Origin of the sequence: uncultured Parasphingorhabdus sp. (assembly GCF_963975735.1) — a bacterium.
GTDB lineage: Bacteria > Pseudomonadota > Alphaproteobacteria > Sphingomonadales > Sphingomonadaceae > Parasphingorhabdus.
Genome location: NZ_CAXBIA010000007.1, coordinates 36,432 through 61,095, shown reverse-complemented (window position 1 = coordinate 61,095; position 24,664 = coordinate 36,432). Strand labels below are relative to the sequence as shown.

The following is a 24,664-nucleotide window of genomic DNA, read 5'->3' as shown; positions in this document are numbered from 1 at the left end:
TTACCTCTTCTTCTTCGCGTGACGCGACCGGATGATCATCTTGTCAGTCGATTTATTGCTACGGGTACGAGCACCCTTGGTTGGCTTGCCCCATGGGGTAACCGGATGACGGCCACCGGAAGTCCGGCCTTCACCACCACCATGCGGGTGATCGACTGGGTTTTTCGCAACACCGCGGGTAAGAGGACGACGTCCTTTCCAACGGGTACGGCCTGCCTTGCCGAAATTCTGGTTCGAATTGTCCGGGTTTGAAACCGCACCAACAGTCGCCATGCAATCGGAGCGAAGATAGCGTTGCTCGCCGCTCTTGAGGCGAACGATAACCATGCCGCGGTCACGACCAACAATCTGGACATAAGCACCGGCTGAACGAGCGATCTGGCCGCCCTTGCCTGGCTTCATTTCAACATTGTGGATGATCGTACCGACCGGCATTTGCGACAAAAGCATCGCATTGCCAGGCTTAACGTCGGTCTTTTGACCGGCAACCACGCTGTCGCCAACGTCGAGACGCTGCGGTGCAATGATATAGGCCAGTTCGCCGTCTTCATATTTCAGCAGCGCGATAAAGGCTGTGCGGTTGGGATCATATTCGATCCGCTCGACCGTAGCAGCCATATCCCATTTGCGACGCTTGAAATCGATCAGACGATAGCGCTGCTTATGGCCGCCGGCGATGCCGCGCGATGTAACATGGCCCTTGTTGTTCCGGCCACCGGTCTTGTTCTTGCCTTCGACAAGCTTTTTGACAGGCTTGCCTTTCCAGAGGCCGCTCTTGTCGACCAGGATAAGACCACGCCGGGCGGGGCTTGTCGGTTTATAGGATTTTAATGCCATGTGCCCTTAAACTCCCGTGGTGATGTCAATGGTCTGGCCTTCGGCCAAGGTGACAACAGCCTTCTTGATGTCATTGCGAGTGTAGGGACGACCCTTCCACTTTTTGGTCTTGCCCTTTTGCACCAGCGTATTGACGTTTTTGACTTTGACATCAAACAACGCCTCGATGGCTGCCTTGATCTGTGGCTTGGTTGCAGTCTTGGCAACTTTGAACACCACAGCGTTATGTTCGCTGAGCAAGGTTGATTTTTCGGTGATGTGCGGGCCGACAATCACGTCATAATGACGGATATCGACAGCTTCTTTTTTAGCCATTGAAGCGCGCCTCCAGCTTTTCTACCGCTGCGCGCGTCAGCACCAGGGTTTCATGGTTCAAAATGTCATAAACATTGGCGCCGGCAGCTGACATCACGTTGAGACGTGGAATATTGTTGGACGCTTTCGAAAAAGCCTCGTTCACAACATCACCGTCCATGACCAGTGCTGACTTGCCAAAACCGAGCTTCGCGATATTGGCCAGAAGCGCCTGTGTTTTGGCTTCCTTCAGATCAATATTTTCAAGCACGATCAGGTTTTCATTTTTGACCTTGTCGCTCAGCGCCATTTTCAGACCCAAAGCACGAACTTTCTTGTTCAGCGAAGGATTGAAGTCACGCTTGCGGGCACCGTGGGCTTTACCACCACCGATGAAGATCGGAGCACGACGATCGCCATGACGAGCTGTACCGCCGCCCTTTTGATTGCCGAATTTCTTGCCGGTGCGGGCAACGTCTGAACGTTCGCGGGTCGGACGGGCCGTTCCGCGAGCCTTTTCACGCTGCCAGTTAACAACACGGTGAAGAATGTCTGCGCGCGCTTCGATACCGAATACGTCATCGTTCAATTCGATGTCGCCTTTGGCCTTTGCGTCGAGGGTTATCACTTTCAATTTCATGGCTTAGCCCTCCTTCCCTGCATCATCTGCAGCATCAGATTTCTCTGCTGCCGGTTTTTCTGCGGGAGCGTCGGCTGCTGCCGCTACTTCTGCGTCGGTTGGACCAACTGGAACTTCGATCGCTGCATCCGCTTCGATCATGCCAGCCGGAGCGTCTTCCGTTTTCGTTTCATCCGCGTTGCGGCGCATGGCACCCGGGAATGGAACGCCTTCAGGAAGAGCGACTTTCACTGCATCTTTAACGAGAAGCCAGCCGCCCTTGGAACCGGGAACGCTGCCGCGTACAAAGATCAAACCGCGAGCGGCGTCTGTACGGACGATTTCCAGATTTTGCTGGGTACGATTTTTCGAACCCATGTGACCGGCCATCTTCTTGCCCTTGAACACCTTGCCCGGATCCTGGTTTTGACCAGTAGAACCGTGGGCACGGTGAGAGATGGAAACACCGTGAGTTGCGCGCATACCGCCGAAACCCCAGCGCTTCATTGCACCGGCGAAGCCTTTACCCTGGGTAACACCCTGGATATCGACCATCTGGCCGGCAATGAAATGGTCTGCAGTTACGGTAGCACCGATGGGGAGCAAAGCATCTTCGCTATCGACCCGGAATTCGGCAACACGCGCTTTTGGCTCAACTTCTGCCTTGGCAAAAGCTTCACGCTGCGGCTTATTAACATTTTTCGCTTTACGGGCACCTGCACCAAGCTGGACAGCAAAATAGCCATCACGTTCTTGATTGCGGGCTCCAACAACCTGACATTCTTCCAAGGAAAGAACGGTAACCGGCACATGCCGACCATCTTCCTGAAACAAGCGGGTCATCCCCATTTTCTTCGCGATCACGCCTGTACGCACGATCAATCTCCTTCACAGAGGCCGAACGAACCATTTCGTCCGGCTTGCCAGCCCAAATTGTCATGCGTCACCCCGTCCGGGCTGTATTGTTCCGAAAATTTCGGAACGAGACGGAGGACGCTGCCCGGTTGAAACCGGCGGTATCCTGTCGTTCGTCTGGATCCCCGCCTGGGCGGGCATCGCTAATCAATTGGCTCAGGCCAGTTTGATCTCGACATTTACACCGGCAGCAAGGTCGAGCTTCATCAAAGCATCAACCGTCTGCGGCGTTGGCTGCACGATATCGAGCAACCTTTTATAGGTCCGTACCTCGAACTGCTCGCGGGACTTTTTGTCCACGTGCGGTCCGCGGTTTACGGTGAATTTTTCTATGTGCGTTGGCAAAGGTATCGGGCCACGGATTAGAGCGCCGGTGCGGCGAGCTGTATCAGCGATATCGCCGGTTGCTTGATCAAGAACTCGATGGTCGAATGCCTTCAAGCGAATGCGGATATTCTGCGTTTCCATGTACCTGTTACCAATGTCAAAGAGCCAAAAATAAACCGCCCCGATTTTCTAGCGAAAAAGGCCGGAGCGGCGAAAAAACTGGCTGCCCGAATCACCGATCCGGGCAGCGAGGCGTTCCTATATTACTTTGTTACGCTGCTGACAACCCCTGATCCAACAGTACGTCCGCCTTCGCGAATAGCGAAGCGAAGACCTGGATCCATAGCGATTGGAGCAATCAGTTTAACACCGATTGTAACGTTATCACCCGGCATAACCATCTCGGTGCCCTCAGGAAGGATCACTTCGCCGGTTACGTCAGTCGTACGGAAGTAGAACTGTGGACGATAGTTGGCGAAGAATGGCGTATGACGACCACCTTCGTCTTTCGACAGCACGTAAACTTCAGCCGAGAATTCTGTGTGCGGCGTAATCGAGCCGGGCTTGCAAAGAACCTGGCCACGTTCAACCGATTCACGGTCAACGCCACGGATCAAGGCACCGATGTTGTCGCCAGCCTGACCGGAGTCGAGCAGCTTGCGGAACATTTCAACGCCGGTAACGGTGGTCTTCGTGGTATCCTTGATACCGACGATTTCGCATTCGTCACCAACATTCACGATGCCGGTTTCAACACGACCGGTAACAACCGTACCGCGACCCGAGATCGAGAACACGTCTTCGATTGGCATCAGGAACGGCTGGTCAACTGGACGTTCTGGCTGTGGAATGGCTTCGTCGACAGCTTTCATCAGTTCAAGAATCTTGTTCTTGCCGATTTCGTCGTCGCGGCCTTCGAGCGCAGCCAGGGCAGAACCGGATACGATTGGAATAGCGTCGCCATCAAAGTCATAATAAGACAGAAGCTCGCGGATTTCCATTTCAACCAGTTCGAGCAACTCTTCGTCGTCGACCTGATCAACCTTGTTCATGAAAACAACAAGCGCAGGAACACCAACCTGACGAGCGAGCAGGATGTGCTCACGGGTCTGTGGCATCGGGCCGTCAGCAGCGTTAACCACAAGAATAGCACCATCCATCTGAGCAGCACCGGTGATCATGTTCTTCACATAGTCAGCGTGGCCTGGGCAATCGACGTGCGCATAGTGGCGAGCTTCGGTTTCATATTCAACGTGAGCCGTTGAAATGGTGATGCCGCGCTCACGCTCTTCAGGCGCCTTGTCGATATTTGCGAAGTCAACGGCAACACCGCCGGTTGATTCAGCAAGCACTTTGGTGATCGCCGCGGTCAACGTCGTTTTACCATGGTCAACATGACCGATGGTTCCGATGTTGCAGTGCGGCTTGTTCCGCTCAAACTTCTCTTTAGCCATTTTATTTTACCTCTGATTTTCTATCATCTTGATAGTCTGCGCCGCGCTTTGGCGAGACTCTCTAATTCTGTCAACACCCTTTTGCCGGTCCGGGGGATTTCCCGTCGGGCCTGCACAAAAGGAAAGCGCATTACCTCGAAAAGGAGTGGCGGTTAAGCCATTTTCTCCTTGATCTCTTCTGCCACGTTGCTCGGCACTTCCTCATAGTGAGAGAATTGCATCGAATATTGCGCACGTCCCTGACTGAAAGAACGCAGCTCGTTCACATAACCGAACATGTTGGCAAGCGGCACCATGGCGTCCACAGCCTGGGCGATACCGCGTGTATCCGTACCCTGGATTTGACCACGGCGAGAGTTAAGATCGCCGATCACATCACCAAGATAGTCTTCCGGAGTGATCACTTCAACTTTCATGATCGGTTCAAGCAATTTGATGCCGGATTTCTGAGCCGCTTCGCGCATTGCTGCACGACCGGCAATTTCAAATGCCAGCGCCGAACTATCGACGTCATGATAGGCACCGTCATAGACACGGATGTCGAAATCGATGATCGGGAAGCCGATCAAAGAACCGGTTTCAGCCGTTTCGCGCATGCCTTTTTCAACTGACGGGATATATTCTTTCGGAATATTACCGCCCTTGACTTCATCGCTGAAGGTAATGCCCGATCCACGCTCGCCCGGAGTGACTTCGAACTTGATACGCGCGAACTGACCGGAACCGCCGGACTGCTTTTTATGCGTGTAGTCAATGTCGACAGCCTTGCCGAGGGATTCGCGATAGGCCACCTGCGGCGCACCGACATTGGCTTCGACCTTGAATTCGCGCTTCATGCGATCGACGAGAATGTCGAGGTGAAGCTCGCCCATGCCCTTGATGATCGTCTGGCCCGATTCGTGATCGGTCGAAACACGGAAGCTTGGATCTTCGGCAGCCAGGCGGTTGAGGGCAACGCCCATCTTTTCCTGGTCGGCCTTGGTCTTTGGTTCCACCGAAAGCTCGATAACCGGCTCTGGGAATTCCATGCGTTCGAGAATGATCGGCTTGTCAGCATCACAAAGCGTATCGCCGGTGGTGGTTGTTTTCATACCCGCCAAAGCAACGATGTCGCCTGCAAATGCCTCGTCAATGTCCTTACGGTCATTGGAGTGCATTTCGAGGATACGGCCGACTTTTTCTTTCTTGTCCTTGACCGAGTTCAGCAACGTGCCTTTTTCCAGCTTGCCGGAATAGATACGGCAGAAGGTCAGCGTACCCACGAACGGATCGTTCATGACCTTGAAGGCAAGCGCGGAGAATGGCGCTTCATCGGACGATGGGCGCGTATCTTCGGTTTCGCCGTCGAGCTTCACGCCCTTGATGGCAGGAACGTCGAGCGGGCTCGGCATATAATCGACAATCGCGTCGAGCAAAGGCTGAACGCCCTTGTTCTTGAACGCGGAGCCGCAAAGCACAGGCACGAAGCTCTGGTTCAGCGTACCCTTGCGGATCAGCGCCTTGAGCGTCGCAGCGTCGGGCAGATTGCCTTCGAGATAGGCTTCCATGATGTCATCATCCTGGTCGACAGCAAGCTCGATCAGCTTCTCGCGATATTCAGCCGCTTCGTCGACCATATCCGCAGGAATTTCGCCATAAGTATATTCAGCACCGAGATCTTCGTTCTTCCAGGTGATCGAGCGTTCGTTCACCAGATCGACGAGACCGACCAGATCCGCTTCCATACCGATTGGCAGATACAGAACAGCAGGCGTCGCGCCGAGGCGTTCCACGATCGAATCGACACAGAATTTGAAGTTGGCGCCGGTGCGGTCGAGCTTGTTGATGAAGCACATCCGCGGCACTTTATATTTGTCAGCCTGACGCCATACGGTTTCGGACTGTGGCTCAACGCCGGCAACACCGTCGAAACAGGCTACCGCGCCATCGAGCACACGCAGGGAGCGTTCAACTTCAATCGTGAAGTCGACGTGGCCTGGCGTATCGATGATGTTGATCCGGTGCTCAGGCCCCTTGCGGTCTTCGGCCTGCCAGAAACAGGTGGTCGCAGCAGAGGTAATGGTAATACCACGTTCCTGCTCTTGCTCCATCCAGTCCATCGTCGCCGCGCCATCATGCACTTCGCCGATTTTATAGGACTTGCCCGTATAGAAAAGAATACGTTCGGTCGTTGTTGTCTTACCAGCGTCAATATGGGCCATAATGCCGATATTGCGATATCGTTCGAGCGGATGGCTGCGTGCCATAGTCTGTACTCCAGTATGTGGGGAACCAAATCAGGCCGCCCTATAGTGAAATGGGCTGAACAATGCCAGCCCCGATTAAATCGAAATCTTGATATAAAGTCCGTCCGTACCGGGCCGGTCAAAGCGCCTCGATCGAGAATGGATTCTCGGGCGAGACATGCCCTTCAACAGGCCCGGGACGAACGGTCTAAATTTCTTACTACCAGCGGTAGTGGGCAAATGCACGGTTGGCTTCAGCCATTTTGTGTGCATCTTCCCGTTTTTTCACTGCGTTGCCACGGTTGTTCGACGCGTCGAGGATTTCACCCGACAGGCGTGCGGCCATTGTGGTTTCGCTGCGGCCGCGAGCGGCAGAGATCATCCAGCGGATGGCCAGAGCCTGCGCACGTTCGGGACGCACTTCGACGGGAACCTGATAGGTCGCACCACCAACACGGCGGCTGCGAACTTCAATGCCCGGCTTGATATTGTTCAGAGCATCATGAAACAATTGCAAAGGATCTTTCTTCGCTTTGGCTTCAACGCTGTCAAAGGCACCATATACGATGCGCTCTGCGGTGGATTTCTTACCATCCATCATCAGGTTGTTCATGAATTTCGAAAGGATCAGATCCTTGAATTTTGGATCGGGTAAAATGACCCGCTTTTCGGGACGACGACGACGTGACATATCTTATAACTCCGAAACTGAATTATTTAGGACGCTTGGCGCCATATTTCGAACGGCTCTGCTTACGGTCCTTGACACCCTGGGTATCGAGAACGCCGCGCAGGACGTGATAACGCACACCGGGAAGATCGCGAACACGGCCGCCGCGGATCAGGACAACACTATGTTCCTGAAGGTTATGACCTTCACCCGGAATGTAGCTGATGACCTCGCGCTGGTTGGTCAGGCGAACCTTGGCAACCTTACGCAGAGCGGAGTTTGGTTTCTTTGGAGTCGTTGTGTAGACACGGGTACAAACGCCACGTTTCTGTGGGTTGGCTTCCATGGCTGGCACCTTGGACTTCGTCTTCTGGGGCACCCGCCCTTTACGGACGAGCTGGTTGATCGTTGGCATAAAGTCTTCACCTTATAGTAGAATTGTCCTGCAAAATGCAGGGGTTACTCTCACCGCTCAAAATAGCGGCAAGTGTTTTGCCTATGTAAGTTTTCTGCGGCGTCGAGCGGAGCCCGAAGAAGCGGAAGCGCGGCCCTTAGACGGGATTCGGGCGGGGGTCAAGGGTTGGGCGACGGTTTGGACTTAAGATATCAACCAATCTTGAACTTTCGCCTAACAGACATTACGCCAAGATAAATAAGTACCACCGAACCGAAAGTTTGAAGCGTAGCTACTGAACGAATAACTATCGAGCTAAAGCTGCTGCCATTCCCTAACAATCGCTCGACCCATTCCTGATCAGGTCCGAAAACTCCGATCGGAAACGTACGGCTAAACGAAAAACTGATGCCTTGCCAAATATTGTCCCAATCAGCAGATGCACTGACCGCTCCATTGTTTGCAATGAAGGCGAACAGAAGACCCATAACAACCGCGCTTATCACTAAGAACGCAAACGGCCGTGGAATAGACAATCCGTAATCTGCTGTAACAGAATAAATGTATGAAAAAATCTTCTCAGGATTAAAGCGGGGAATTGAGTTTCGACGGCTCACCAACTCAAACCTGTGCCAGAGAAACTCTTTATTTGAATTACCATCTATCCTAGCAAGTGTCTGCAAAACCTGACACCCTCCAATAATGCTATCGTAAGGATTTCTAACAAACTGTTTATTTTTATAGGCCACATCAGCGTTTTTTAGTTCAGCTTTAAACTGAACATCCCAATCTTTCTCATCGTGGTTGCTCATAATGACAGCTTCTTTGAATCGTGCATTGGCAAACAGTTGGATGGGCGGAGGTGTATTGCACACTAAATTTAGGCTGTCTGAGAATGTCGTGTCCTCCATCGACGCAGATTCTGGCTCAGCCGATGTCCATGTTGAACTTGCGAACGTACATCTGCAAGAAATGTCACTAGAATTTAACGACATCCAATTTTCGAAAGACAAATTTTCAAAATCGGCGTTATCGCTAATTTGACAGTTCTTGATAGAGAAGCCATCGGAAAACCTACTGGAATTAAGAGATATGCCACCAACAAATGCGCATTTGTAAGCGCAGAAATCGCTACCACAATCTATCAACTCTAAATTTGCGAGCTCTTCAAAATTGCAACGCCAAAATGTCAGCTTTTTGCAGAAAATTGACTCTCCTAAAAAAGTGGATTTTTGAATTGTAGTGTTCGAAAATCGAACCTCACCTAAGAACGTGCATTCATGAAAATAAAGCCGGTCGACGGTACCTGATGGACCGATTCCTTCTTGTCCGACAAATTCTTCAAATAAGCACTCAGTAAAATCTGCTTTTGCCACTACGCCGATGCTTAATGCCGACGGCAAATTACAATGTACGAGACTGCCGACATTGCCCTCAAACACTTTGACTTGGTGACGTTCCGAAAATATCAGCCCGCCGTACTCAACCCTTTTATCATCATGAAAATATGCACCACTTGAATGGGAGTTGGCTGCTACAATTTTCTTAAGCAAAGTGTGTTCTGCTAATAGGCGTTGCTCGTCATCCCAATGCACCTTCGCTGGTGTACCATCTGACCAATAATCTGGCACGTAAGCGACATGATAAACGCCTCTGCCTTCGAAATCGACCAACTCCTGACCCATGTCATCGTCGGCCCGCAGCCCAGCAGTGTTATTTGCTTTCCTCCAAAAATCCTGCAAGTTATCCGATCCAGAATTCCACGGAGCCTTTTTAGACGCGAGGCCATCCCAACTATAGTCTGCCTCTTCCCATTTTTTCAGCCATTCTAGGCGTTCCTTAGAAAGCAGGCTGTGTTGTGGATCAGTCATCAAGCCCAAGCTAAGCCGCTCTAGAGTCTAGATCAAGTCCGAAGTAGCCAATGTTCGCCGCTGTTTTTACACCCGGTTCAATCTACGGTGACAGTGCTCTCTATTGCCAACCGTCACCCACTAACCGACAACCGCACACTCATTGCCCACAGCACGTTTATCCCGCCACCAAAGCCACCCAAATAGCCACAAAGAAACTCGCCCCGCCCATCATGACAAAACTATGCCAGATGGAATAGCGAAAGGGCCGCCCCTTGCGGGCATAGAAGATCGTGCCGAGCGAATAAAAGACGCCACCCGCCAACATCGCCCATAATGATAATGGCGGTAACTGTTCCATCATCTCGGGCACGCCGATAATGCCCATCCATCCCAGACCGAGATAGGAAGCCAGCGACCAGCGCGAATCCAGGTTCTTGCCGAATATCTTGTACAATATCGCGGGAATGGCCAGCGCCCAGACAGTCGTCAGCAGGAAGAGGCTGAACTCCGTACCCGCGAGGACAAAAATCGGGGTAAAAGTTCCAGCGATCGTCAGATAGATCGCCGCATGATCGATCCGGCGCAGCATCAGCCGCCGGTCATGAAAAGGCGACAAATGGTAGAACATGGAAATGACGTGAGAAAATGCAACGCAGACCACATAGGTACCGACCGCCGCGACCGCAGCCGGACCGTCGCCGGCAGCCGCCTGTAACAACAAGGCCAGGCCGGCCGCCAGGATGAACATCAATCCTATGCCGTGGACAATAAAATCGGCGCGGCGTTCCTGTTTATCGGGAGTGGGGTACATCAGGTCACAATCTTTGGAAGGGGGCATTGGAGACGGGATAGCCGTGACAGCATATTTATCGCCAACAGTCACCCACTAACCAACCGCTGCAACCGGCCAGCGGGATCGAAGCCTTCCCTCCCAAACCGTCGAAAATTGCCACTTCCCGCCATATATTTCGCCATTTCGGGCATAATAGGGTTACGCTTTCCCCGCTTTTCGCTGCATTTTTGCACAATTTTGCCCGACCGCCCTACCGGCACCACGCGCGACACAGACAATCATCGCGTTGCCTCCCGGAGTCGCCCGTAAATTAGCCATAAATGAGCCTCCAAATCTTCCAATCCGGTATCTCATATACAGGCTTAAAATCTTGCGGGATTGTTGCGATGGTGTCGTGGGCGGGTCAAAGTCCGCGCTGGCTCCGCCGTCACAATTCCGTCGTGCAGCAGTCGCCGAAACGTCATTCAACCACCGTCAGCCCGTCACGGCCTTGCTGCACTGCACCATCCATTCCAGTGTCGCATATAAAAGGCTGATTCCTTCATGACAAAATTGTCTTCCAACGCCCTCTCCCGCCCCTCGCTGATCGCCCTCGCCTCCGCGCTATTGGCCGTCAGCACCACCCCGGCCCTAGCGCTGACCGGCACCGATGATGTCGCCGAAGAGTCAGACGACAATGTCATCATCGTGACTGCCCAGAAATTCGAGCAGAAGTCGACCGATGTGCCAATCACCATCTCGGCCAATAGCGGCAAGCGGCTCAAGGAGCTGGGCGTATCGGATCTCGACGAACTGTCCAACTATGTTCCCGGCCTCAATATCCAGGAACAGAGCGCCAACAATCCCGGCATCGTCATTCGCGGCATCACCTCCGACAGCGGCTCGGCGCAACAGGCAGCGCGCGTCACGCTCTACTATAACGGCGTCGACATTTCCCGTTCGCGCGGTTCCTATCAGGATATTTATGATGTCGACCGGATCGAAGTCATCAAGGGCCCGCAGGCGACCCTGTTCGGCACCGCCTCTGCCGTCGGCGCCATCAGCATCATCTCGAACAAGCCGGAAGCCGGCTTTTCCGGCGAGCTGTCCGGATCCTACGGCAATTTCAACCAATATTCGGTCGCTGGCCATGTCAATGCCGGCTCTGACACAATCGCCGGCCGTGTCGCTTTTGCCTATAAAAAGCGCGACGGCTACGTGACCAACCTGGCCCCAAACCAGGATGACCTCAATGGTCAAAACCAGCTCGGCGTGCGCGGTTCCCTACGCTTCACGCCGAGCGACACTTTCAACGCCGACCTGATCGTGACCTACGACCGTCAGCGCAACCCGGGCACGGCCTTTATCTCCGGCACCCTGCCGACCAGCGCCGGACCGGCAGATCCATTTGGCGCCGCCGACCTGCGCGGCTCACCTTTTTCGGCAGCAGTGCTGGGCGATGCCAGACTGGGCCTGACCCGCGACGTCTATGACGCCAATCTGACAATGAACTGGGATATTGCCGACGACTGGACAATCACCATGGTCAACGGTTTCCGCAAATTCAACAGCAACGAGGTGTTCGACGCCGATGGCTCCGCCGCCTATTTCCTCGAATTTGCCGAGGACGCCAACGGCGAACAGGGCAGTCACGAAACCCGCTTTGCCTACACAAGCGACACATTCCGTGGCAGCTTCGGCTGGAACTTGTTCCGCGAAGACAGCAATCAGCGGGTCCCCTTCTCCACCGATGAAGTGACCTATTTTCAATGTCTCGCCGGTATCGTCGTCCCCGGCGTGCCCTGTGTCGATGCCAATGGCGTGCCCGCCGGAGATGCGATCACTGCGCTGACCAACGGCGCGGTCGGAGCAGTGCCTTATCAGGCCGTGTTCGAAAATCTCGGCAAGAATGACAGCTATTCCGTGTTCGCCGACGGCACCTGGATACCGACCCCCAGCCTCGAGATGACCGCAGGCGTCCGCGTGTTGATCGAAAAGCGCCGCTCCGGCTATCGCGCGACCGCACCCGGTTCGTTCTTCACCGGCTCGCCGCCCTTCCCGCTCACCGACACCGCTGGCCAGACCTTCCGCACGGAAGACAGTTTCTCCGCGATCTTGCCGCGCTTCAACATCCTCTACCGCTTCTCCGATGATATCAACGGCTTTGCCACGGTCTCCAAAGGCCGTCGCTCGGCGACGGTAAACGCTGGCGCGACCGCTACCGCTACCGGGCCGGTCGGCAATTTCACCGACATCGCGCCGGAAATCGTGTGGAACTATGAAGTAGGACTGAAAGGCGCGGTTGGGCCGGTATCCGGTTCGCTCGGTGTCTATTACCAAACCTATGAGAATTTCCAGGTTAGCGTGAACGATCCGGCCAACCCGGGGACCTCGATCACACGCAGCGCTGGCAGCGCGACCAATTTCGGGGTCGAGGCAGAAGTCAATATACGTGCCGCTGACTGGCTGAACCTGTTTGCCAATATCGGCTTTATTGATGGTGGTATCGCGAATGACCCTGAAAATGGCAATCTTGCAGGGGCACGATTCCGTCTCCAGCCAGAGGTCCAGGCGGCCGGCGGCTTTACCGTCGACTATCCGATCAACGACAGCACCCGCTTGTTTGCCACACCAAGCGTAACCTATCGCAGCCGGGTATATTTCGAAGCCCCGAATTCCAGCCTGATCAGTCAACCCGGTGTAACTCTGGTCAATCTGCGGGCCGGTGTATCCTTTGCAGACGAGCAGTTCGAGATTGCCGGATTCGCACGAAACCTGACCAATAAAAACTACCTGCTTGATGCTGGCAACACCGGCGGTGGATTTGGCATCCCGACATTCATCCCGGCCGAACCGCGCTTTTACGGCATTCAGGCCAGCGCAAAATTCTAGAATATCAATTGTCTGCTGCCGGCGGCCCATCTCCTATATCCGGGTGCGGATTGAGGCGATGGGCTATCTGGCTCCAAACCCGGTCCAATCACGGTGACAGTTTACCGAATGCACTGATCACCCGCCAACCGACATCGTCATCAATCAGGCAGCAACGCTCTGGATCGGTCCCTCACCCACTTCGATCCGTTCGATCGATCCCTTCAAACGCTCGACCGCTTCGGGAAGCAGCTTGTGCTCGAACAGGGTGAGATGCCGCAACAAGCTGCTGCGCACCGCGCCGCCGCCCTGCTCTATCGAGGCGCCCATCTCGCGATAATGGTCGAGACCATAGCGAAGGATGATCGTGGCGTTGATCGCCAGGTCGGCCAGCCGGTCCTCCTGCCAGTCGAGCAGGCCGGCCGCGACAAAGGCCTGTAAATAGACATGAAATTGCTGCTGCGTCCGCTCGATCCAGCCGCGGGCGCCGCGCCGGACGATCTCGTCATGCCCGCCATAATCACCCTGATCGCGGTAGAGGAAGCGATATTCCTGAAACTCCCAGATCAGTGCCTGCAGCAGGTCGCCATATTCGTCGACGATATCCGCGCCAGCCGCCGGCAGCCGCGACAGCCGCTTCTCGATGTCGACCGCAAAGCCCTCGCTGATCGCCGACAGGATCGCCCGCCGGGTCTTGAAATGATACCAGAGATTGCCCTCGGCCATGCCGAGATGCTCGGCCAGCGCGGCGCTCGACACATTGCCATAGCCGCGCTGGTTGTAGAGCCGCCGCGCCTCGAGCACGATCCGGTCGCGGGTTTTCAAATCAGTAGCGCTCCAGCTTGACCATCATCTTGCGATAACCGTGGACGAAACAGGCAGGCACCCGCTCCGGTTCCTCGAGCACATTGACCCGCAGCCGCCGCTTCGCCATTTCCTCGAGCAGCACATGCAGCTGCAATTCGGCCACTCGCGCGCCGACGCAGCGGTGGATGCCATAGCCGAAAGACAGATGCCGCCGGGCATTGTCGCGGTCGACGCGGATGCTGTCGGGGTCGTCGAAAATCGTCTCGTCGCGATTGGCGGAGAGATACCAGAGCACGACCTTGTCGCCCTTTTTCATCGCCACGCCGTCCAGTTCGGTATCTTCCATCACCGTCCGCCGCATATGCGCCAGCGGCGTCTGCCAGCGGAGCAGCTCGGCCACCGCATTGGGGATCAGCGACGGATCAGCCTCCAGCTTCGCCCGCTCTTCGGGAAACTGGCTGAGGCCGTAGGCATATGCGCTCATCGAGTTGCGGGTGGTGTCATTGCCGCCGACGATCAGCAGGATCAGATTGCCGATAAATTCCTCGGGCTTCATCTCGCTCATCGATTCCGACTGCATCATCACCGAGATCAGGTCCTTGCCCGGCGCTTCGCCCGCCTTGCGTTCCCACAATTTGGTGAAGGCCGCCGCCATTTCCATGGCATATTCATTGCGCCGCGCGATGCCGTTTTCTTCGTGGATCAGCTCGACATCGCCGAGCTTGTTCGACCATAAAGTCAGCTTGTCGCGCTCTTCCCAGGGGAAATCGAACAATTTGGCCAGCATCCCGGTGGTCAGCTCGATCGACAGTCTCTCGACCCAGTCAAAGGCTTCTCCGACCGGCAAAGAGTCCAGCACTTCGCCGGTGCGCTGGCGCACTTCGTCCTGCATCGCCTTGACTTCGCTCGGCCCGAAAGCCGGAGCGATAGTCCGGCGCTGCGCCGTATGCTGCGGCGGATCCATGGCGATGAACTGCGGCTGGCGAAATTCGTCCGGCAACAGGCGATCAGTATAGAAGGCGATCGATATGCCGCCATATTCATAGGATGACGAGAAAATCTTCGGCAGTGCCTCGACATTGACGATCGGTTTGTAGGTGGAGACCGACCAATAAGGCCCGAATTTGGAATCCGGCACATATTGGATCGGAGCTTCGGCGCGCAATTTGCGAAACGGCTCCTGCCAGCGATCCTCCGCATAGAGTTCCGCCAGCGAAACGTCGACCGGTTCGATCGACGCCTTTGTTGCTTCCAGTACCGTTGCCATAGTCTTCCCCCTCCAGAGATTTTGCACGACTCATTGTGTTTAGGGTGATAACCCTAAAATGGTTCTGATGCAAATTTGCCTTGGAGGGCGGCGGCGCCCGCACAACCCCCTTCGTTATCCTGAACCCGTTTCAGAACCTCCAGAGATCGCGCACCGACGCGCGAGGTCCTGAAACGGGTTCAGGATGACGGGTAGTTGGTCAGGATGACGCAGCCGCTATTGCGCCAGCGACTTCTCGATATCGGCAATCGGCGAATTGGTCAGTGTCTTGGCCTGCTCCAGGACGATCTTGTCGCTCACTTCCTGATGCAGCAGCGGGCGGATCTCGCCGAGCGTGTCGGGATCGGCGATCAGGATCAGCCGTTCAAATGCACCCTTGTGTGAGCGTTCGTAGAGTTTCTCGGCGATGATCTTGGAGAAGGTCGCCTCCATGCTTTCCCGGGGCGATTGCTCGGACGGGGATTTGCCGGAGGGGCCTTGGTCGGCCAGATCGCCGGGGGTCCAGTCGCCGTCATGTTCCAGCGCGCCGCTCCTGATGTAGAATGTCTTCGCCTCCCTGCCCGTCGCGATCACTGCAAATGTTTCTTCCGGAAAATTCAGCATAGCCATATGGTAGTCCTCTCTAGGTTCAGACCATCAATGCGCGACCGGTCGAAAGGTTGCGGTTCAGGCTTGCCGGGAGGCCGGACAGGCGCGGGGGGAATTTCGGCGCGGGCCTGCTTTTGCGGGCCATTCAGGCAGCGACAGACGGGCGTTTGTTAACCCTATTTTTACAAGCGAGGCCTAGTTGGAATGAAACAGTCACTCTGCTCTTGTGGGATAGTCTTAAGACATGGTGTTAACGCCGCAAATGGAAAAAAACTGGCGGACATCCTGGCAAACCCCATGGCGTTCACCAAAAATCCCGGAAGCCATCCGGCCGGCGGTCGAGGAAATGCAGCTGCAGCGGGCGTTGACCCATGTGCCGATGATCTATCTGGTCGCCATATTCAATCTGGTGGCGGTGATGGTCCTGTCCGCGCACGAAGGGGTCGAGCCCGTCTATTATGGCTGGATGGGCCTAATGGCGGTCGGCAGTCTCGCGCGGATGATCGTCTGGATGCGCTATCCGAGAAAGCCGGAATCGGCGGCACAGACGCAAAAGATACTCAGGAACCTCTCCGTCCTTGCGGTCGGCATTGTCTCCTTTCTCAGCATCTGGTCGGTTTTGATCATCTCAACCGGTATTTTCGCCAACCAGATGTTCATTCCGATGTCGCTGGTTTTCGGATCGACCTGCATCGCCCATTGTCTGGCCTGCCTGAAAAAACCGGCCGTCACGGTTCTCGTCCTCGGCGTCATTCCCTCTGCCGTGGCGATGATATTGGCGGGCGGTTTTGACGACATGATCATGGGATGGAGCATGATCACGATCGCGCTGCTGATGATCCGGTTCATCATCGACAGCTATAACCAGATCATCTCCGGCCTGATCATGCGGCATACGATCTGGAAACAGGCGCATAGCGATCCGCTGACCGGGCTGGCCAACCGCCGCGCGATGATGAACCACCTGCGTCTGGCAGAACAGGCTTTTGCGAGGCACGGCAGCGGTTTCGCGGTGGCCCTGCTCGATCTCAACCAGTTCAAGCAGGTGAATGATAATCTGGGACATGATATCGGTGACCGGCTGCTGGTCGAGGTAGCCGAGCGACTGAACCGGAGCAGCGCAGCAGAAGAGATTGTCGGGCGGCTGGGCGGCGACGAATTTCTGATCTTCATGCCCAATGTGACAGCACACGATCAGGCGGCAGCAAGAGCAACCGCCTATCTTTCCGGCTTTGCCAGACCGGCCCATATCAACGGGCATGTCCTGACTCCCTCCGCCAGCGTCGGTATCGCTGTCCAGACGCTGGACGGCACCGGCACCGAGCAACTGCTCAAGGCCGCCGACGGCGCGCTCTATCATATGAAGCGGGCGGGCAAGAATGCGGGCGGATATCCGGGAAGCGGCTTGCGCAATATTGCGTGAGACAGCGCAGGCCAAACCAGCGAGGCCGGTTGGGCACAGCCCGGAAAATCGCCCAACCTGCAACCAATATCATCCTTCCCGGTTTTACCATGACAAAGCCTGTCCGTGATGGCCGGGCGTATCTGTCCAAAGACACGTACTGCGCCAGTCGTCCTGCCATCCTATGACCGGCCCAAAGACCAGCGGAAAGCGGAATCCATGAAAGCCATATTCGTCCTTATCGTAGCAATTGCCTTTGCCGTTGCGCCCTTTCTGTCGCCGGAATTCGGCGGAATTGATCCGGACAGATATCCGGTACCCCAGTTGAACCCGCCGGTTCAGCCGGTAGGATGGGCCTTCAGCATCTGGGGCCCTATCTATCTGTGGCTGGTGGCCCACGCGCTTTTTGGTGCCTTTAAATTCAGGCAGGACGCGGAATGGGACAAGGGGCGCATTGCATTGATGCTGTCACTGGCGGTCGGCACAATCTGGCTTCCTGTCGCGCTTGCTTCGCCGATATGGGCGACCATCTTGATATGGATCATGTTGATCGCCGCCCTGATTGCACTATATCAATTGGCCAATGCTGCGCCTCCCTGGATCGCCCGCTGGCCGGTCGCCCTATATGCTGGCTGGCTTTCCGCCGCGTCCTTCGTGTCCATCGGACTGCTGCTTGCAGGATATGGCTTTGTCGATGAATTTGCAGCGGCGGTGATCGCGCTTGTTTTGGCGACCGGCTTCGCAGGCTATAACGCGTATCGCCTCGGATCATGGCCCTATGCCATTGCCGTGTCCTGGGGGTTCATTGGCATTGCGATCGCCAATATCGATTCCGCAATAATGTTGACGGTCGCGGCCGGAGTCGCGACAATTGTCGTCCTGGGCCTGACGGCGTTACCGCGTCTTCCGCACCGGCAACCACAATAGCAATATCCCGATCACCGCCGGGCCGGCCTGCACCAGTGCGATATCGGCCGAGACCCGCCAGGCACCGAAAATACCGGCGGTGGTAACGAACAGCAGAAAAGCAGTCGCGACCTTGCGCTGCCACTCGGCATCGCGAATGAACAGCGACCAGATCAGGCCAGCCGCGAGACAGAGATTATAGATGCCCTGATTGGCGGCCATGGCGGTGGTCGGTTCAAACAGGCTGGCCGGAAGGTCGGGGAAAGTCGCAGGCCCCTGCCCTTGCCACGCGAATATCCCGAACCAGGCTATATAGAGATGCAAGAGAGCGATCAGAACGATCATGATCTTTGCCAGTCTGGACATGTTGCGACTCCCCAAGCCTTCGCTCTTATAGATTGTAAAATTCCAGCTTGTAAAACGGCAAGCGCAATTTTGGTTAGCCGCGCTCGCCAAGCACCTGGTTCTCGACGCCGATCCGGTGGCGCAGCAGCATGGCGTTGAGAATCGAAAAGACCAATGCCACCCACGGCAGACCGAGCATCAGCGGGACAATCGCGATTTCCAGCACCACCACCAGATAATTAGGGTGGCTGATATATTTATACGGCCCCCGCTTCACGCGATCAAAATGCGGCGCCGAGATGATCCTTGTGGTCCACCAGCGGCCAATGCTGGCGAGCGTCCACACGCGCAGGACCTGCGTGGCGACGAACAGAGCCAGCATCGCAGGATGGATGACATGCTGCGGGTCGACCAGCAGCGCAATCACCGCAATCCACGCGCTGTGGAGAAAGATGAAATAATGATAATGGTCAGCACCATATTCCTGCCCGCCCTCGCCGAGCAGACGCCGGGTGTTGCGATTTGCGTGAACCAGCTCGCCCAACCGCTGGACGACGATGTAGACCAGCACCCAGGTCACCAGCGTAGGACTGGTCATGAAAATCGCGCCGAGCGGACCGGTCATGCGGCACCCTGCGGATCGAGGATACCGACCGCCGCGGTAAAGCCCGGCCCGAGCGCGGTGAGCAAGATCGGCTTGTCCGGCTTCTGCGCAAGCAGCTTTTCGAGCACGAACAGCACCGTCGGCGAGGACATATTGCCATGCTGTCGCAGGATCTCCCGGGTTGCCGGGATGCCAGCGATCTCGGGCGCGAAATAGGCTTCTAGCGCTTCCACCACCCTGCCGCCGCCGGGATGGCAGGCGGGTTCGGCGAGATCGGATTTTTCGAGCCCCTGCGTTTCCAGAAACCCGTCGCAGAAAGGCGCGAAATCCTTTGTCACGAAGCTCGGGATATCGCGGGCCAGCACAAGATCGAAGCCGGTGGTTCCGATATCCCAGCCCATCATGTCGCGGGTGTCGGGCCAGGTCTTCTGCTCGAACGCACCGAAGCTGGGCGCGCCGGCCGGTGCGGCCTTGCCGCTGACCACCGCAGCAGCACAGCCGTCGGCGAACAGGGCTGTTGCGATCATATTCTTCTTGTCAAACTGGCTATAGTCATAAGACAGGCTACACAGTTCCAGCGAGATCATCAGGACATTCTGCCCTTCACCCGCCGCCGCCAGATCATTGGCCAGCCGCAGCCCGAGCACACTGCCGGCGCAACCATAGCCGAATACAGGGATCGCCTGGGTCGAAGGATCGAAACCCATCGGCTCGATCATCCGGCTGGGAATAGAAGGTGTCATCGTGCCAGTGGTCGAAATCATGATGATGGCGTCGATATCGGGGGGCAGTAGCGCCGCTTTGTCCAGCGCATCGCCAGCGGCCTTATGCGCCAGCCGGGTTCCGACCTGATCATAAATAGCCGCTCGCCCCGTCCAGCTACGCGGCTCCAGATAGTAATCCGCCTCGCAGGCGAGATACCGCCGATCAATACCGCTATTGCCAAGTATCTGTTCCAGCCGCGCGGGTAGCGCCGATCCCCTCGCCTTGGCCAGCACCGCCAGTACCTCGGCCTGGGTGATCCGGTGATCGGGAACGGCAGTGGCGATGGATTTCAATACAGGCATAGAAAACTTTCAGTGATCATATTGACCCTGTTACAACAGATACGGCCTCGAAACACAGAAATCTGGTGCATTGCACCATAGCATGTATGTCCGATGCCTGAGAAATGCAGAGCCTTAGAAACACCCGATCCAAAAAAATAGCTATAACACGGTGACCTCTATCCCGATTTACAGTTTATTGTGCACTGCACCATTTTTCTTGACATCGGCTATCCCATCCCTTATTTGTGCACTGCAACATAGAAGTGAGATAACCGATGGCTGATACGAAAAACGAAACATCTACTGCTCCGGCAGCAAAAGTAACCGGCTCGCTCTCTGCTGAAGCCGCTTATTCTGCAGCGGCATCCGCGACCACTCTGTCCGACAAACCGGCGTCAGAAGCTGCGATTGTCGAGCGGACCGAAACCCATAAGCCGGTGGCTACAGCTGCTAAACCGGCAACAGCGGCACAGCCTGCTGCCAAAACAACCGCAGCAACCAAGCCGGCAACAAAGAAGGTCGTCGCAAAGCGTAAAGTCGCTGCGAAGCCCGTTGCCAAAACCACATTGAAGAAAACGACCAAAGGAACCAAGAAAATGGCTACCACCAAAACCACCGCAACCAAACGCGTTGTAAAGAACACCAAAGCGGCCAACACAAAGGCTGCGAACACCGCCAAGAAAACCGCTGACAAGCTCGGCTCGCGCTTTGAAAAGTTGACCGCCGAAGCGCAGACTCGCGCCAAGGCTGCTGCTGACCGTGCTGTTGCGCTGTCGAAAAATGCTGTTGAATTCAACCGCGAAAATGTTGAAACCCTGCTCGAAAGCGGCAAGATTGCTGCAAAGGGCGCTCAGGAAATCGGCAAGACCAACGTGAAATATACCCGCGAGAATTTTGTTGAAGCCAGCCGCGCCCTGCAGGGCCTGTTCAGCGTTGCGACGCCAAAAGACATGTTTGCAAAGCAAGCTGACTATGTCCGCAGTGGCCTGGACCGGGTAATGGACCAGACTTCGAACAACGCCGACGCCGTCGTCAAGCTCGCTGGCAAAGCTTATCAGCCGATCGCTGATCGCGTCAGCGAAATCCGCAAGGAACTGAAAGCAGCTGCTTAAGCCGCTCTTTCCTGGAGATTAAAAAAGGACCGTTCCGTTGGAGCGGTCCTTTTTATTTGCCTTTTGTTAACACCCATAGCCGCAAAAGCTGTGGAAACTATCAATCCCCCACTTGCCCTCGGGGGTAAAAATACCATATCCTGAGGCTAATGATGAACCAGCAGATTCTTTCACCCGCACAGAAACCTGACCGGCCAAGCCGCGCCAGCGTCCATCCGGTCATGGGCGACGATCCGGACAATGGATCAGGTGACAATGATGACGACACAAATCTCGGCATCGCAACCAAGACCCGGGCCAAGACCAAGAAGCCCAGCCCCTATAAGGTCCTGATCCTCAACGACGATTATACGCCGATGGAATTTGTTGTCCTCGTTCTGAAACGCTTCTTCAACATGGACATCGACGAAGCAACGCGCGTCATGCTCCACGTTCACCAGAAGGGAGTCGGGGTTTGCGGTACGTTCAGCTACGAAGTTGCAGAAACCAAAGTCACGCAAGTGATGGATTTTGCCCGTAAAAACGAACATCCGCTGCAGTGCACGCTTGAGAAAGCCTGATAATAATCAAGGAAATCCCCATGTCCGATATACCTGTCATCACTGTGGACATCGTCTCCGATGTGGTCTGCCCATGGTGTATCATTGGATATAAGAAGCTTGAAAAAGCCATGCAGCAATTTGAAGGCAAGGCCCGTTTTGAACTGGCGTGGCATGCCTTTGAACTAAACCCTTCCATGCCGCCGGAAGGCCAGGACATCAGCGAACATATGGCCCAAAAATATGGTGCCACGCCCGAACAAAGCAAAGCCAATAGAGAGCGTCTGCGCAATGCCGGGAGCGAACTGGATTTCGAATTCAGCTATGGTGACAATATGCGGATGGTGAACACATTTGATGCGCATCGCCTGCTCCACTGGGCTGGCGAAGCCGGAAAACAAACGGCCTTGAAACTGGCTTTGTTCAAAGCGCATTTTACCGATGGCAAGAATGTAAGCGATCACGAAACGCTGGTTTCTGTCGCAGCGTCTGTTGGCCTGGACGAGAAGCGGGCCCGGGATCTGCTCAGCACGAACCTATATGCCGACGAAGTACGGGCTACCGAAGCGGAATGGCAGGACCGTTTCATTACCGGCGTACCGGCCTTTATCTTCAACAAGAAATTCATGGTACCGGGTGCTCAGGAAGCTGATGTTTTTGCCAATATTATCGAGAACAAATTGCTCCAGAAAGCTGCCTGAGCTTCACTTTTTCCCAGGCGGCATCGGAAAGAAGCCGGACGTCCGCTCGATATAATCGACATAGTCGGGGCGGTTCTTTTTCAGGCTTTTTTCCAGCAAAGGTGCTCCGCTCCATTTCATCAGGGTGAAGCTCAGGAACAGAGGCCCGACCACCGCGATCCAAACCGGCCAGCCGGTTTGTGCGGCCACCAGCCAAATTCCCCACCAGGCACAAAAATCACCGAAATAATTAGGGTGACGGGTATATTTCCACAAGCCGCTATCCAGTACCTTGCCTTTGCTGCCAGGGTTCGATCGGAAGGCTTTGAGTTGCATGTCGCCGATCGTTTCAAAGGCGATTCCAACCACCGCGATGACAACGCCGATAATGGCGACAGGGCCAGCTGAAGCAGGGCCAGCCAGCAGAATACCAAGCTGGGCGGGCAGACAGACGATAAAAAGCAGCGGGATTTGCGTCACCCATGCTTTCAACAGCGCCGCTTTGGCGAAGCCCATCCCCTGTTTTTCCATGGCCCGGCCCATTATCTTTTTATAACGGGGATCGACCCCTTCCTTGCGCCAGCGCAAGAACAGGTGTGTTCCCAGCCGGATCCCCCACAAGGCTGTCAAAGCCCAGATTATATAGGCTAATGATCCGGGATTCTCAGACTGGATGAAAGAAGCGCTCGCCATGATAGCCATGCCATAAGCCCAGAAGGCATCAATGAATGACACGTCGCGGATGCGAACCGATATCAACCACAAGCACAGCATGATAGCGACCAGCAGAGCAAAATTCAGACCCAGGGCTGTCAGTATATTCACTTTGGCTCTCCTGCCTTTGACTTGCCGCTCGCACTTCCCGGATCGGTCGAGACAATATCACGCATTGCTTTCTCCGGATATTTCGGGGTCACGCTGTGATAAAAATCGCTGAGTATCTTCATGTCCGCTTTATAATCCCCCGAGGGCATGAACGATGGGCCCAAACCCCCTGTCTTTTTCTGATAGTCCATCAGACCAATGATCAAAGGGACTTTCGCCTGGAGCGCAATATAATAGAAACCGGTCCGCCATTGCTTGCCTGCGCCGCGCGTGCCTTCGGGCGGAATTGTCAAAAGGAAATCGTCGCGCCGCTCGAATTCCCGGACCATCGCATCTACCATATTGTGGGATTTAAACCGGTCCACCGGAACACCGCCCAGACGCCGCATCATGTCGCCCCAGGGCCATTTGAACAGAGTGTCCTTGCCGATCCAATAAGACGAAATCTTGAGCTTGTTGAGCAGCCCGAAATAATAAAGGAAATCCCAGTTGCTGGTGTGGGGTGCCGCTATGATGACTGCTTTTCTGGGAGGCGGGTTTTCCTGCACCGCAGTCCAGCCGTTAATCGTAAACATGAATACGGAAAACCGGCGGACAATTTCCGACAACCAGCTCGGTTCAATCTCGTCGTGCACGCATCCTCCCTCTCGCGGGACCGGATGCCGCGATGATCGAACGACCATAAGTCTATTTTCAGACTGCGCAACGACAGATATCGGCAACGCATTAATCCGGATGATATAGAGCAGATCTTCCGCAGGCCGGTTCTCCAGACTCGAGAAGAACCTTTCCGACCCCTCCCCTTTTGCACCCGCTCCGTGAACCGGACCAACGGGTTGAAGACAGCGATCGTGCGTTAGCGGTTCGTATGGCGGGCGAGATGGGCCAAGCCGACTATTCGGCTGCTATTTGCAAGGAAGGATATTTGGCGATGATATGGTTATAGACGGCCGGATGGAGTGATTGGGCAAATTCACAACCAAAATAGTCGCCATCGCGCCAACATATCTTGCTCTCCAAGGCGGCGAATGACGGCAGTTTCAGAAAAATTACCTTTTCACCGGTCAAGCGAGTCAGGCAGCGCATCCGGAACCCGGTGATTGACAGATCCAGAATCATTGCATCAACGCTACCCAAGCCTGGCTCGCGGACGGAAGCGGATATTTCAACGTCGGTTCGCTGTGAGGCGCGAGGATCGCGCCGCTTCGATATATCATTCATTGGACCGCCCTATCGTTCATATTGCCCCCAATTTTCGAATATAATGCAGGCTCGCCGATGGTATTTTCCGGTACCATCACTTTCATGA

General features: G+C 55.1%; 26 protein-coding genes. 6 read left to right on the top strand and 20 right to left on the bottom strand.

Annotated features, from left to right (window positions below):
- From rplB to AACZ86_RS09710, 11 genes are all read right to left on the bottom strand, one after another.
- Positions 1 to 837: a 50S ribosomal protein L2 gene (gene rplB / locus AACZ86_RS09760; RefSeq protein WP_339691906.1), complete on the bottom strand. Its 837-nt coding sequence runs from the start codon at positions 835 to 837 to the stop codon at positions 1 to 3.
- Between the two features lie 6 nt (positions 838 to 843).
- Positions 844 to 1,152: a 50S ribosomal protein L23 gene (locus AACZ86_RS09755; RefSeq protein WP_339691904.1), complete on the bottom strand. Its 309-nt coding sequence runs from the start codon at positions 1,150 to 1,152 to the stop codon at positions 844 to 846.
- Positions 1,145 to 1,771 carry a 50S ribosomal protein L4 gene (rplD, locus tag AACZ86_RS09750; protein ID WP_339691903.1) on the bottom strand — a complete coding sequence of 209 codons (627 nt, stop codon included), beginning with the start codon at positions 1,769 to 1,771 and terminating at the stop codon, positions 1,145 to 1,147. Before rplD ends, AACZ86_RS09755 begins: the two co-directional genes overlap by 8 nt.
- 3 nt (positions 1,772 to 1,774) lie before the next feature.
- The gene (gene rplC, locus AACZ86_RS09745; RefSeq protein ID WP_339691901.1) at positions 1,775 to 2,626 is read right to left on the bottom strand and encodes a 50S ribosomal protein L3; all 852 of its coding nucleotides are present in this window, start codon (positions 2,624 to 2,626) and stop codon (positions 1,775 to 1,777) included.
- 195 nt (positions 2,627 to 2,821) lie between these two features.
- Positions 2,822 to 3,133: a 30S ribosomal protein S10 gene (gene rpsJ, locus AACZ86_RS09740; RefSeq protein WP_066744965.1), complete on the bottom strand. Its 312-nt coding sequence runs from the start codon at positions 3,131 to 3,133 to the stop codon at positions 2,822 to 2,824.
- Between the two features lie 122 nt (positions 3,134 to 3,255).
- Positions 3,256 to 4,446 carry an elongation factor Tu gene (gene tuf / locus AACZ86_RS09735; RefSeq protein WP_339691893.1) on the bottom strand — a complete coding sequence of 397 codons (1,191 nt, stop codon included), beginning with the start codon at positions 4,444 to 4,446 and terminating at the stop codon, positions 3,256 to 3,258.
- 152 nt (positions 4,447 to 4,598) lie between these two features.
- Positions 4,599 to 6,692, bottom strand: a complete 2,094-nt coding sequence (gene fusA / locus AACZ86_RS09730) for an elongation factor G (protein ID WP_339691891.1) — start codon at positions 6,690 to 6,692, stop codon at positions 4,599 to 4,601.
- A gap of 199 nt (positions 6,693 to 6,891) precedes the next feature.
- Positions 6,892 to 7,362, bottom strand: a complete 471-nt coding sequence (rpsG, locus tag AACZ86_RS09725) for a 30S ribosomal protein S7 (protein ID WP_335662699.1) — start codon at positions 7,360 to 7,362, stop codon at positions 6,892 to 6,894.
- A 22-nt stretch (positions 7,363 to 7,384) separates the two neighbouring features.
- Complete coding sequence (rpsL, locus tag AACZ86_RS09720; RefSeq protein WP_067198316.1) at positions 7,385 to 7,756, bottom strand: 30S ribosomal protein S12; 372 nt, start codon at positions 7,754 to 7,756, stop codon at positions 7,385 to 7,387.
- Positions 7,757 to 7,947: 191 nt separating this feature from the next.
- The gene (locus AACZ86_RS09715; RefSeq protein ID WP_339691876.1) at positions 7,948 to 9,606 is read right to left on the bottom strand and encodes a hypothetical protein; all 1,659 of its coding nucleotides are present in this window, start codon (positions 9,604 to 9,606) and stop codon (positions 7,948 to 7,950) included.
- Positions 9,607 to 9,763: 157 nt separating this feature from the next.
- Positions 9,764 to 10,426 (bottom strand): hemolysin III family protein, encoded by a 663-nt coding sequence (locus AACZ86_RS09710; RefSeq protein WP_339691874.1) that lies wholly within the window; start codon positions 10,424 to 10,426, stop codon positions 9,764 to 9,766.
- 498 nt (positions 10,427 to 10,924) lie between these two features.
- On the opposite strand from AACZ86_RS09710, the gene AACZ86_RS09705 reads away from it, so the two are divergent.
- The gene (locus tag AACZ86_RS09705) at positions 10,925 to 13,252 is read left to right on the top strand and encodes a TonB-dependent receptor (protein WP_339691872.1); all 2,328 of its coding nucleotides are present in this window, start codon (positions 10,925 to 10,927) and stop codon (positions 13,250 to 13,252) included.
- 144 nt (positions 13,253 to 13,396) lie between these two features.
- On the opposite strand, the gene AACZ86_RS09700 is transcribed toward AACZ86_RS09705, so the two are convergent.
- From AACZ86_RS09700 to AACZ86_RS09690, 3 genes are all read right to left on the bottom strand, one after another.
- Entirely contained in the window at positions 13,397 to 14,056 is a 660-nt protein-coding gene (locus tag AACZ86_RS09700) for a TetR/AcrR family transcriptional regulator (protein ID WP_339691869.1), read from the bottom strand.
- A 1-nt stretch (position 14,057) separates the two neighbouring features.
- The gene (locus tag AACZ86_RS09695; RefSeq protein ID WP_339691867.1) at positions 14,058 to 15,305 is read right to left on the bottom strand and encodes a cytochrome P450; all 1,248 of its coding nucleotides are present in this window, start codon (positions 15,303 to 15,305) and stop codon (positions 14,058 to 14,060) included.
- 216 nt (positions 15,306 to 15,521) lie between these two features.
- Positions 15,522 to 15,914, bottom strand: a complete 393-nt coding sequence (locus AACZ86_RS09690) for a host attachment family protein (RefSeq protein ID WP_339691866.1) — start codon at positions 15,912 to 15,914, stop codon at positions 15,522 to 15,524.
- 241 nt (positions 15,915 to 16,155) lie between these two features.
- Between AACZ86_RS09690 and AACZ86_RS09685 the strand changes: the two genes are divergently transcribed.
- Positions 16,156 to 17,316, top strand: a complete 1,161-nt coding sequence (locus AACZ86_RS09685; RefSeq protein WP_339691864.1) for a diguanylate cyclase — start codon at positions 16,156 to 16,158, stop codon at positions 17,314 to 17,316.
- Between the two features lie 108 nt (positions 17,317 to 17,424).
- On the top strand, positions 17,425 to 18,222 hold the full coding sequence (locus AACZ86_RS09680; RefSeq protein WP_339691862.1) for a hypothetical protein: 798 nt from the start codon (positions 17,425 to 17,427) through the stop codon (positions 18,220 to 18,222).
- On the opposite strand, the gene AACZ86_RS09675 is transcribed toward AACZ86_RS09680, so the two are convergent.
- The 3 genes from AACZ86_RS09675 to AACZ86_RS09665 all read right to left on the bottom strand — a co-directional run bounded on the left by AACZ86_RS09675 (position 18,190) and on the right by AACZ86_RS09665 (position 20,217).
- The gene (locus AACZ86_RS09675; RefSeq protein WP_339691860.1) at positions 18,190 to 18,567 is read right to left on the bottom strand and encodes a DUF1304 domain-containing protein; all 378 of its coding nucleotides are present in this window, start codon (positions 18,565 to 18,567) and stop codon (positions 18,190 to 18,192) included. The genes AACZ86_RS09680 and AACZ86_RS09675 overlap by 33 nt on opposite strands.
- 73 nt (positions 18,568 to 18,640) lie before the next feature.
- Positions 18,641 to 19,171 carry an isoprenylcysteine carboxylmethyltransferase family protein gene (locus tag AACZ86_RS09670; protein ID WP_339691859.1) on the bottom strand — a complete coding sequence of 177 codons (531 nt, stop codon included), beginning with the start codon at positions 19,169 to 19,171 and terminating at the stop codon, positions 18,641 to 18,643.
- Positions 19,168 to 20,217: a type III polyketide synthase gene (locus AACZ86_RS09665; protein ID WP_339691857.1), complete on the bottom strand. Its 1,050-nt coding sequence runs from the start codon at positions 20,215 to 20,217 to the stop codon at positions 19,168 to 19,170. Before AACZ86_RS09665 ends, AACZ86_RS09670 begins: the two co-directional genes overlap by 4 nt.
- Positions 20,218 to 20,474: 257 nt before the next feature.
- Between AACZ86_RS09665 and AACZ86_RS09660 the strand changes: the two genes are divergently transcribed.
- The 3 genes from AACZ86_RS09660 (at position 20,475) to AACZ86_RS09650 (ending at position 22,551) form a co-directional block, all read left to right on the top strand.
- Positions 20,475 to 21,311, top strand: a complete 837-nt coding sequence (locus AACZ86_RS09660; protein WP_339691855.1) for a phasin family protein — start codon at positions 20,475 to 20,477, stop codon at positions 21,309 to 21,311.
- A 221-nt stretch (positions 21,312 to 21,532) separates the two neighbouring features.
- Entirely contained in the window at positions 21,533 to 21,871 is a 339-nt protein-coding gene (gene clpS, locus AACZ86_RS09655; RefSeq protein ID WP_339692044.1) for an ATP-dependent Clp protease adapter ClpS, read from the top strand.
- A gap of 20 nt (positions 21,872 to 21,891) precedes the next feature.
- Positions 21,892 to 22,551 carry a DsbA family oxidoreductase gene (locus tag AACZ86_RS09650; RefSeq protein WP_339691853.1) on the top strand — a complete coding sequence of 220 codons (660 nt, stop codon included), beginning with the start codon at positions 21,892 to 21,894 and terminating at the stop codon, positions 22,549 to 22,551.
- Positions 22,552 to 22,554: 3 nt separating this feature from the next.
- On the opposite strand, the gene AACZ86_RS09645 is transcribed toward AACZ86_RS09650, so the two are convergent.
- From AACZ86_RS09645 to AACZ86_RS09635, 3 genes are all read right to left on the bottom strand, one after another.
- The gene (locus tag AACZ86_RS09645; protein WP_339691850.1) at positions 22,555 to 23,355 is read right to left on the bottom strand and encodes a DUF1295 domain-containing protein; all 801 of its coding nucleotides are present in this window, start codon (positions 23,353 to 23,355) and stop codon (positions 22,555 to 22,557) included.
- Positions 23,352 to 23,990, bottom strand: coding sequence for a lysophospholipid acyltransferase family protein (locus AACZ86_RS09640; protein ID WP_339691848.1), 639 nt, complete (start codon positions 23,988 to 23,990; stop codon positions 23,352 to 23,354). The genes AACZ86_RS09645 and AACZ86_RS09640 overlap by 4 nt, the downstream gene beginning before the upstream one ends.
- A gap of 259 nt (positions 23,991 to 24,249) precedes the next feature.
- Complete coding sequence (locus tag AACZ86_RS09635; protein ID WP_339691845.1) at positions 24,250 to 24,576, bottom strand: PilZ domain-containing protein; 327 nt, start codon at positions 24,574 to 24,576, stop codon at positions 24,250 to 24,252.
- Between the last annotated feature and the right edge of the window lie 88 nt (positions 24,577 to 24,664).

Coding starts and splice junctions, on each gene's coding strand:
- rplB (WP_339691906.1), bottom strand. CDS start 837: ATGGCATTAAAATCCTATAAACCGACAAGCCCCGCCCGGCGTGGTCTT.
- AACZ86_RS09755 (WP_339691904.1), bottom strand. CDS start 1,152: ATGGCTAAAAAAGAAGCTGTCGATATCCGTCATTATGACGTGATTGTC.
- rplD (WP_339691903.1), bottom strand. CDS start 1,771: ATGAAATTGAAAGTGATAACCCTCGACGCAAAGGCCAAAGGCGACATC.
- rpsJ (WP_066744965.1), bottom strand. CDS start 3,133: ATGGAAACGCAGAATATCCGCATTCGCTTGAAGGCATTCGACCATCGA.
- tuf (WP_339691893.1), bottom strand. CDS start 4,446: ATGGCTAAAGAGAAGTTTGAGCGGAACAAGCCGCACTGCAACATCGGA.
- fusA (WP_339691891.1), bottom strand. CDS start 6,692: ATGGCACGCAGCCATCCGCTCGAACGATATCGCAATATCGGCATTATG.
- rpsG (WP_335662699.1), bottom strand. CDS start 7,362: ATGTCACGTCGTCGTCGTCCCGAAAAGCGGGTCATTTTACCCGATCCA.
- rpsL (WP_067198316.1), bottom strand. CDS start 7,756: ATGCCAACGATCAACCAGCTCGTCCGTAAAGGGCGGGTGCCCCAGAAG.
- AACZ86_RS09715 (WP_339691876.1), bottom strand. CDS start 9,606: ATGACTGATCCACAACACAGCCTGCTTTCTAAGGAACGCCTAGAATGG.
- AACZ86_RS09710 (WP_339691874.1), bottom strand. CDS start 10,426: ATGCCCCCTTCCAAAGATTGTGACCTGATGTACCCCACTCCCGATAAA.
- AACZ86_RS09705 (WP_339691872.1), top strand. CDS start 10,925: ATGACAAAATTGTCTTCCAACGCCCTCTCCCGCCCCTCGCTGATCGCC.
- AACZ86_RS09695 (WP_339691867.1), bottom strand. CDS start 15,305: ATGGCAACGGTACTGGAAGCAACAAAGGCGTCGATCGAACCGGTCGAC.
- AACZ86_RS09690 (WP_339691866.1), bottom strand. CDS start 15,914: ATGGCTATGCTGAATTTTCCGGAAGAAACATTTGCAGTGATCGCGACG.
- AACZ86_RS09685 (WP_339691864.1), top strand. CDS start 16,156: ATGGAAAAAAACTGGCGGACATCCTGGCAAACCCCATGGCGTTCACCA.
- AACZ86_RS09680 (WP_339691862.1), top strand. CDS start 17,425: ATGGCCGGGCGTATCTGTCCAAAGACACGTACTGCGCCAGTCGTCCTG.
- AACZ86_RS09675 (WP_339691860.1), bottom strand. CDS start 18,567: ATGTCCAGACTGGCAAAGATCATGATCGTTCTGATCGCTCTCTTGCAT.
- AACZ86_RS09670 (WP_339691859.1), bottom strand. CDS start 19,171: ATGACCGGTCCGCTCGGCGCGATTTTCATGACCAGTCCTACGCTGGTG.
- AACZ86_RS09665 (WP_339691857.1), bottom strand. CDS start 20,217: ATGCCTGTATTGAAATCCATCGCCACTGCCGTTCCCGATCACCGGATC.
- AACZ86_RS09660 (WP_339691855.1), top strand. CDS start 20,475: ATGGCTGATACGAAAAACGAAACATCTACTGCTCCGGCAGCAAAAGTA.
- clpS (WP_339692044.1), top strand. CDS start 21,533: ATGGGCGACGATCCGGACAATGGATCAGGTGACAATGATGACGACACA.
- AACZ86_RS09650 (WP_339691853.1), top strand. CDS start 21,892: ATGTCCGATATACCTGTCATCACTGTGGACATCGTCTCCGATGTGGTC.
- AACZ86_RS09635 (WP_339691845.1), bottom strand. CDS start 24,576: ATGAATGATATATCGAAGCGGCGCGATCCTCGCGCCTCACAGCGAACC.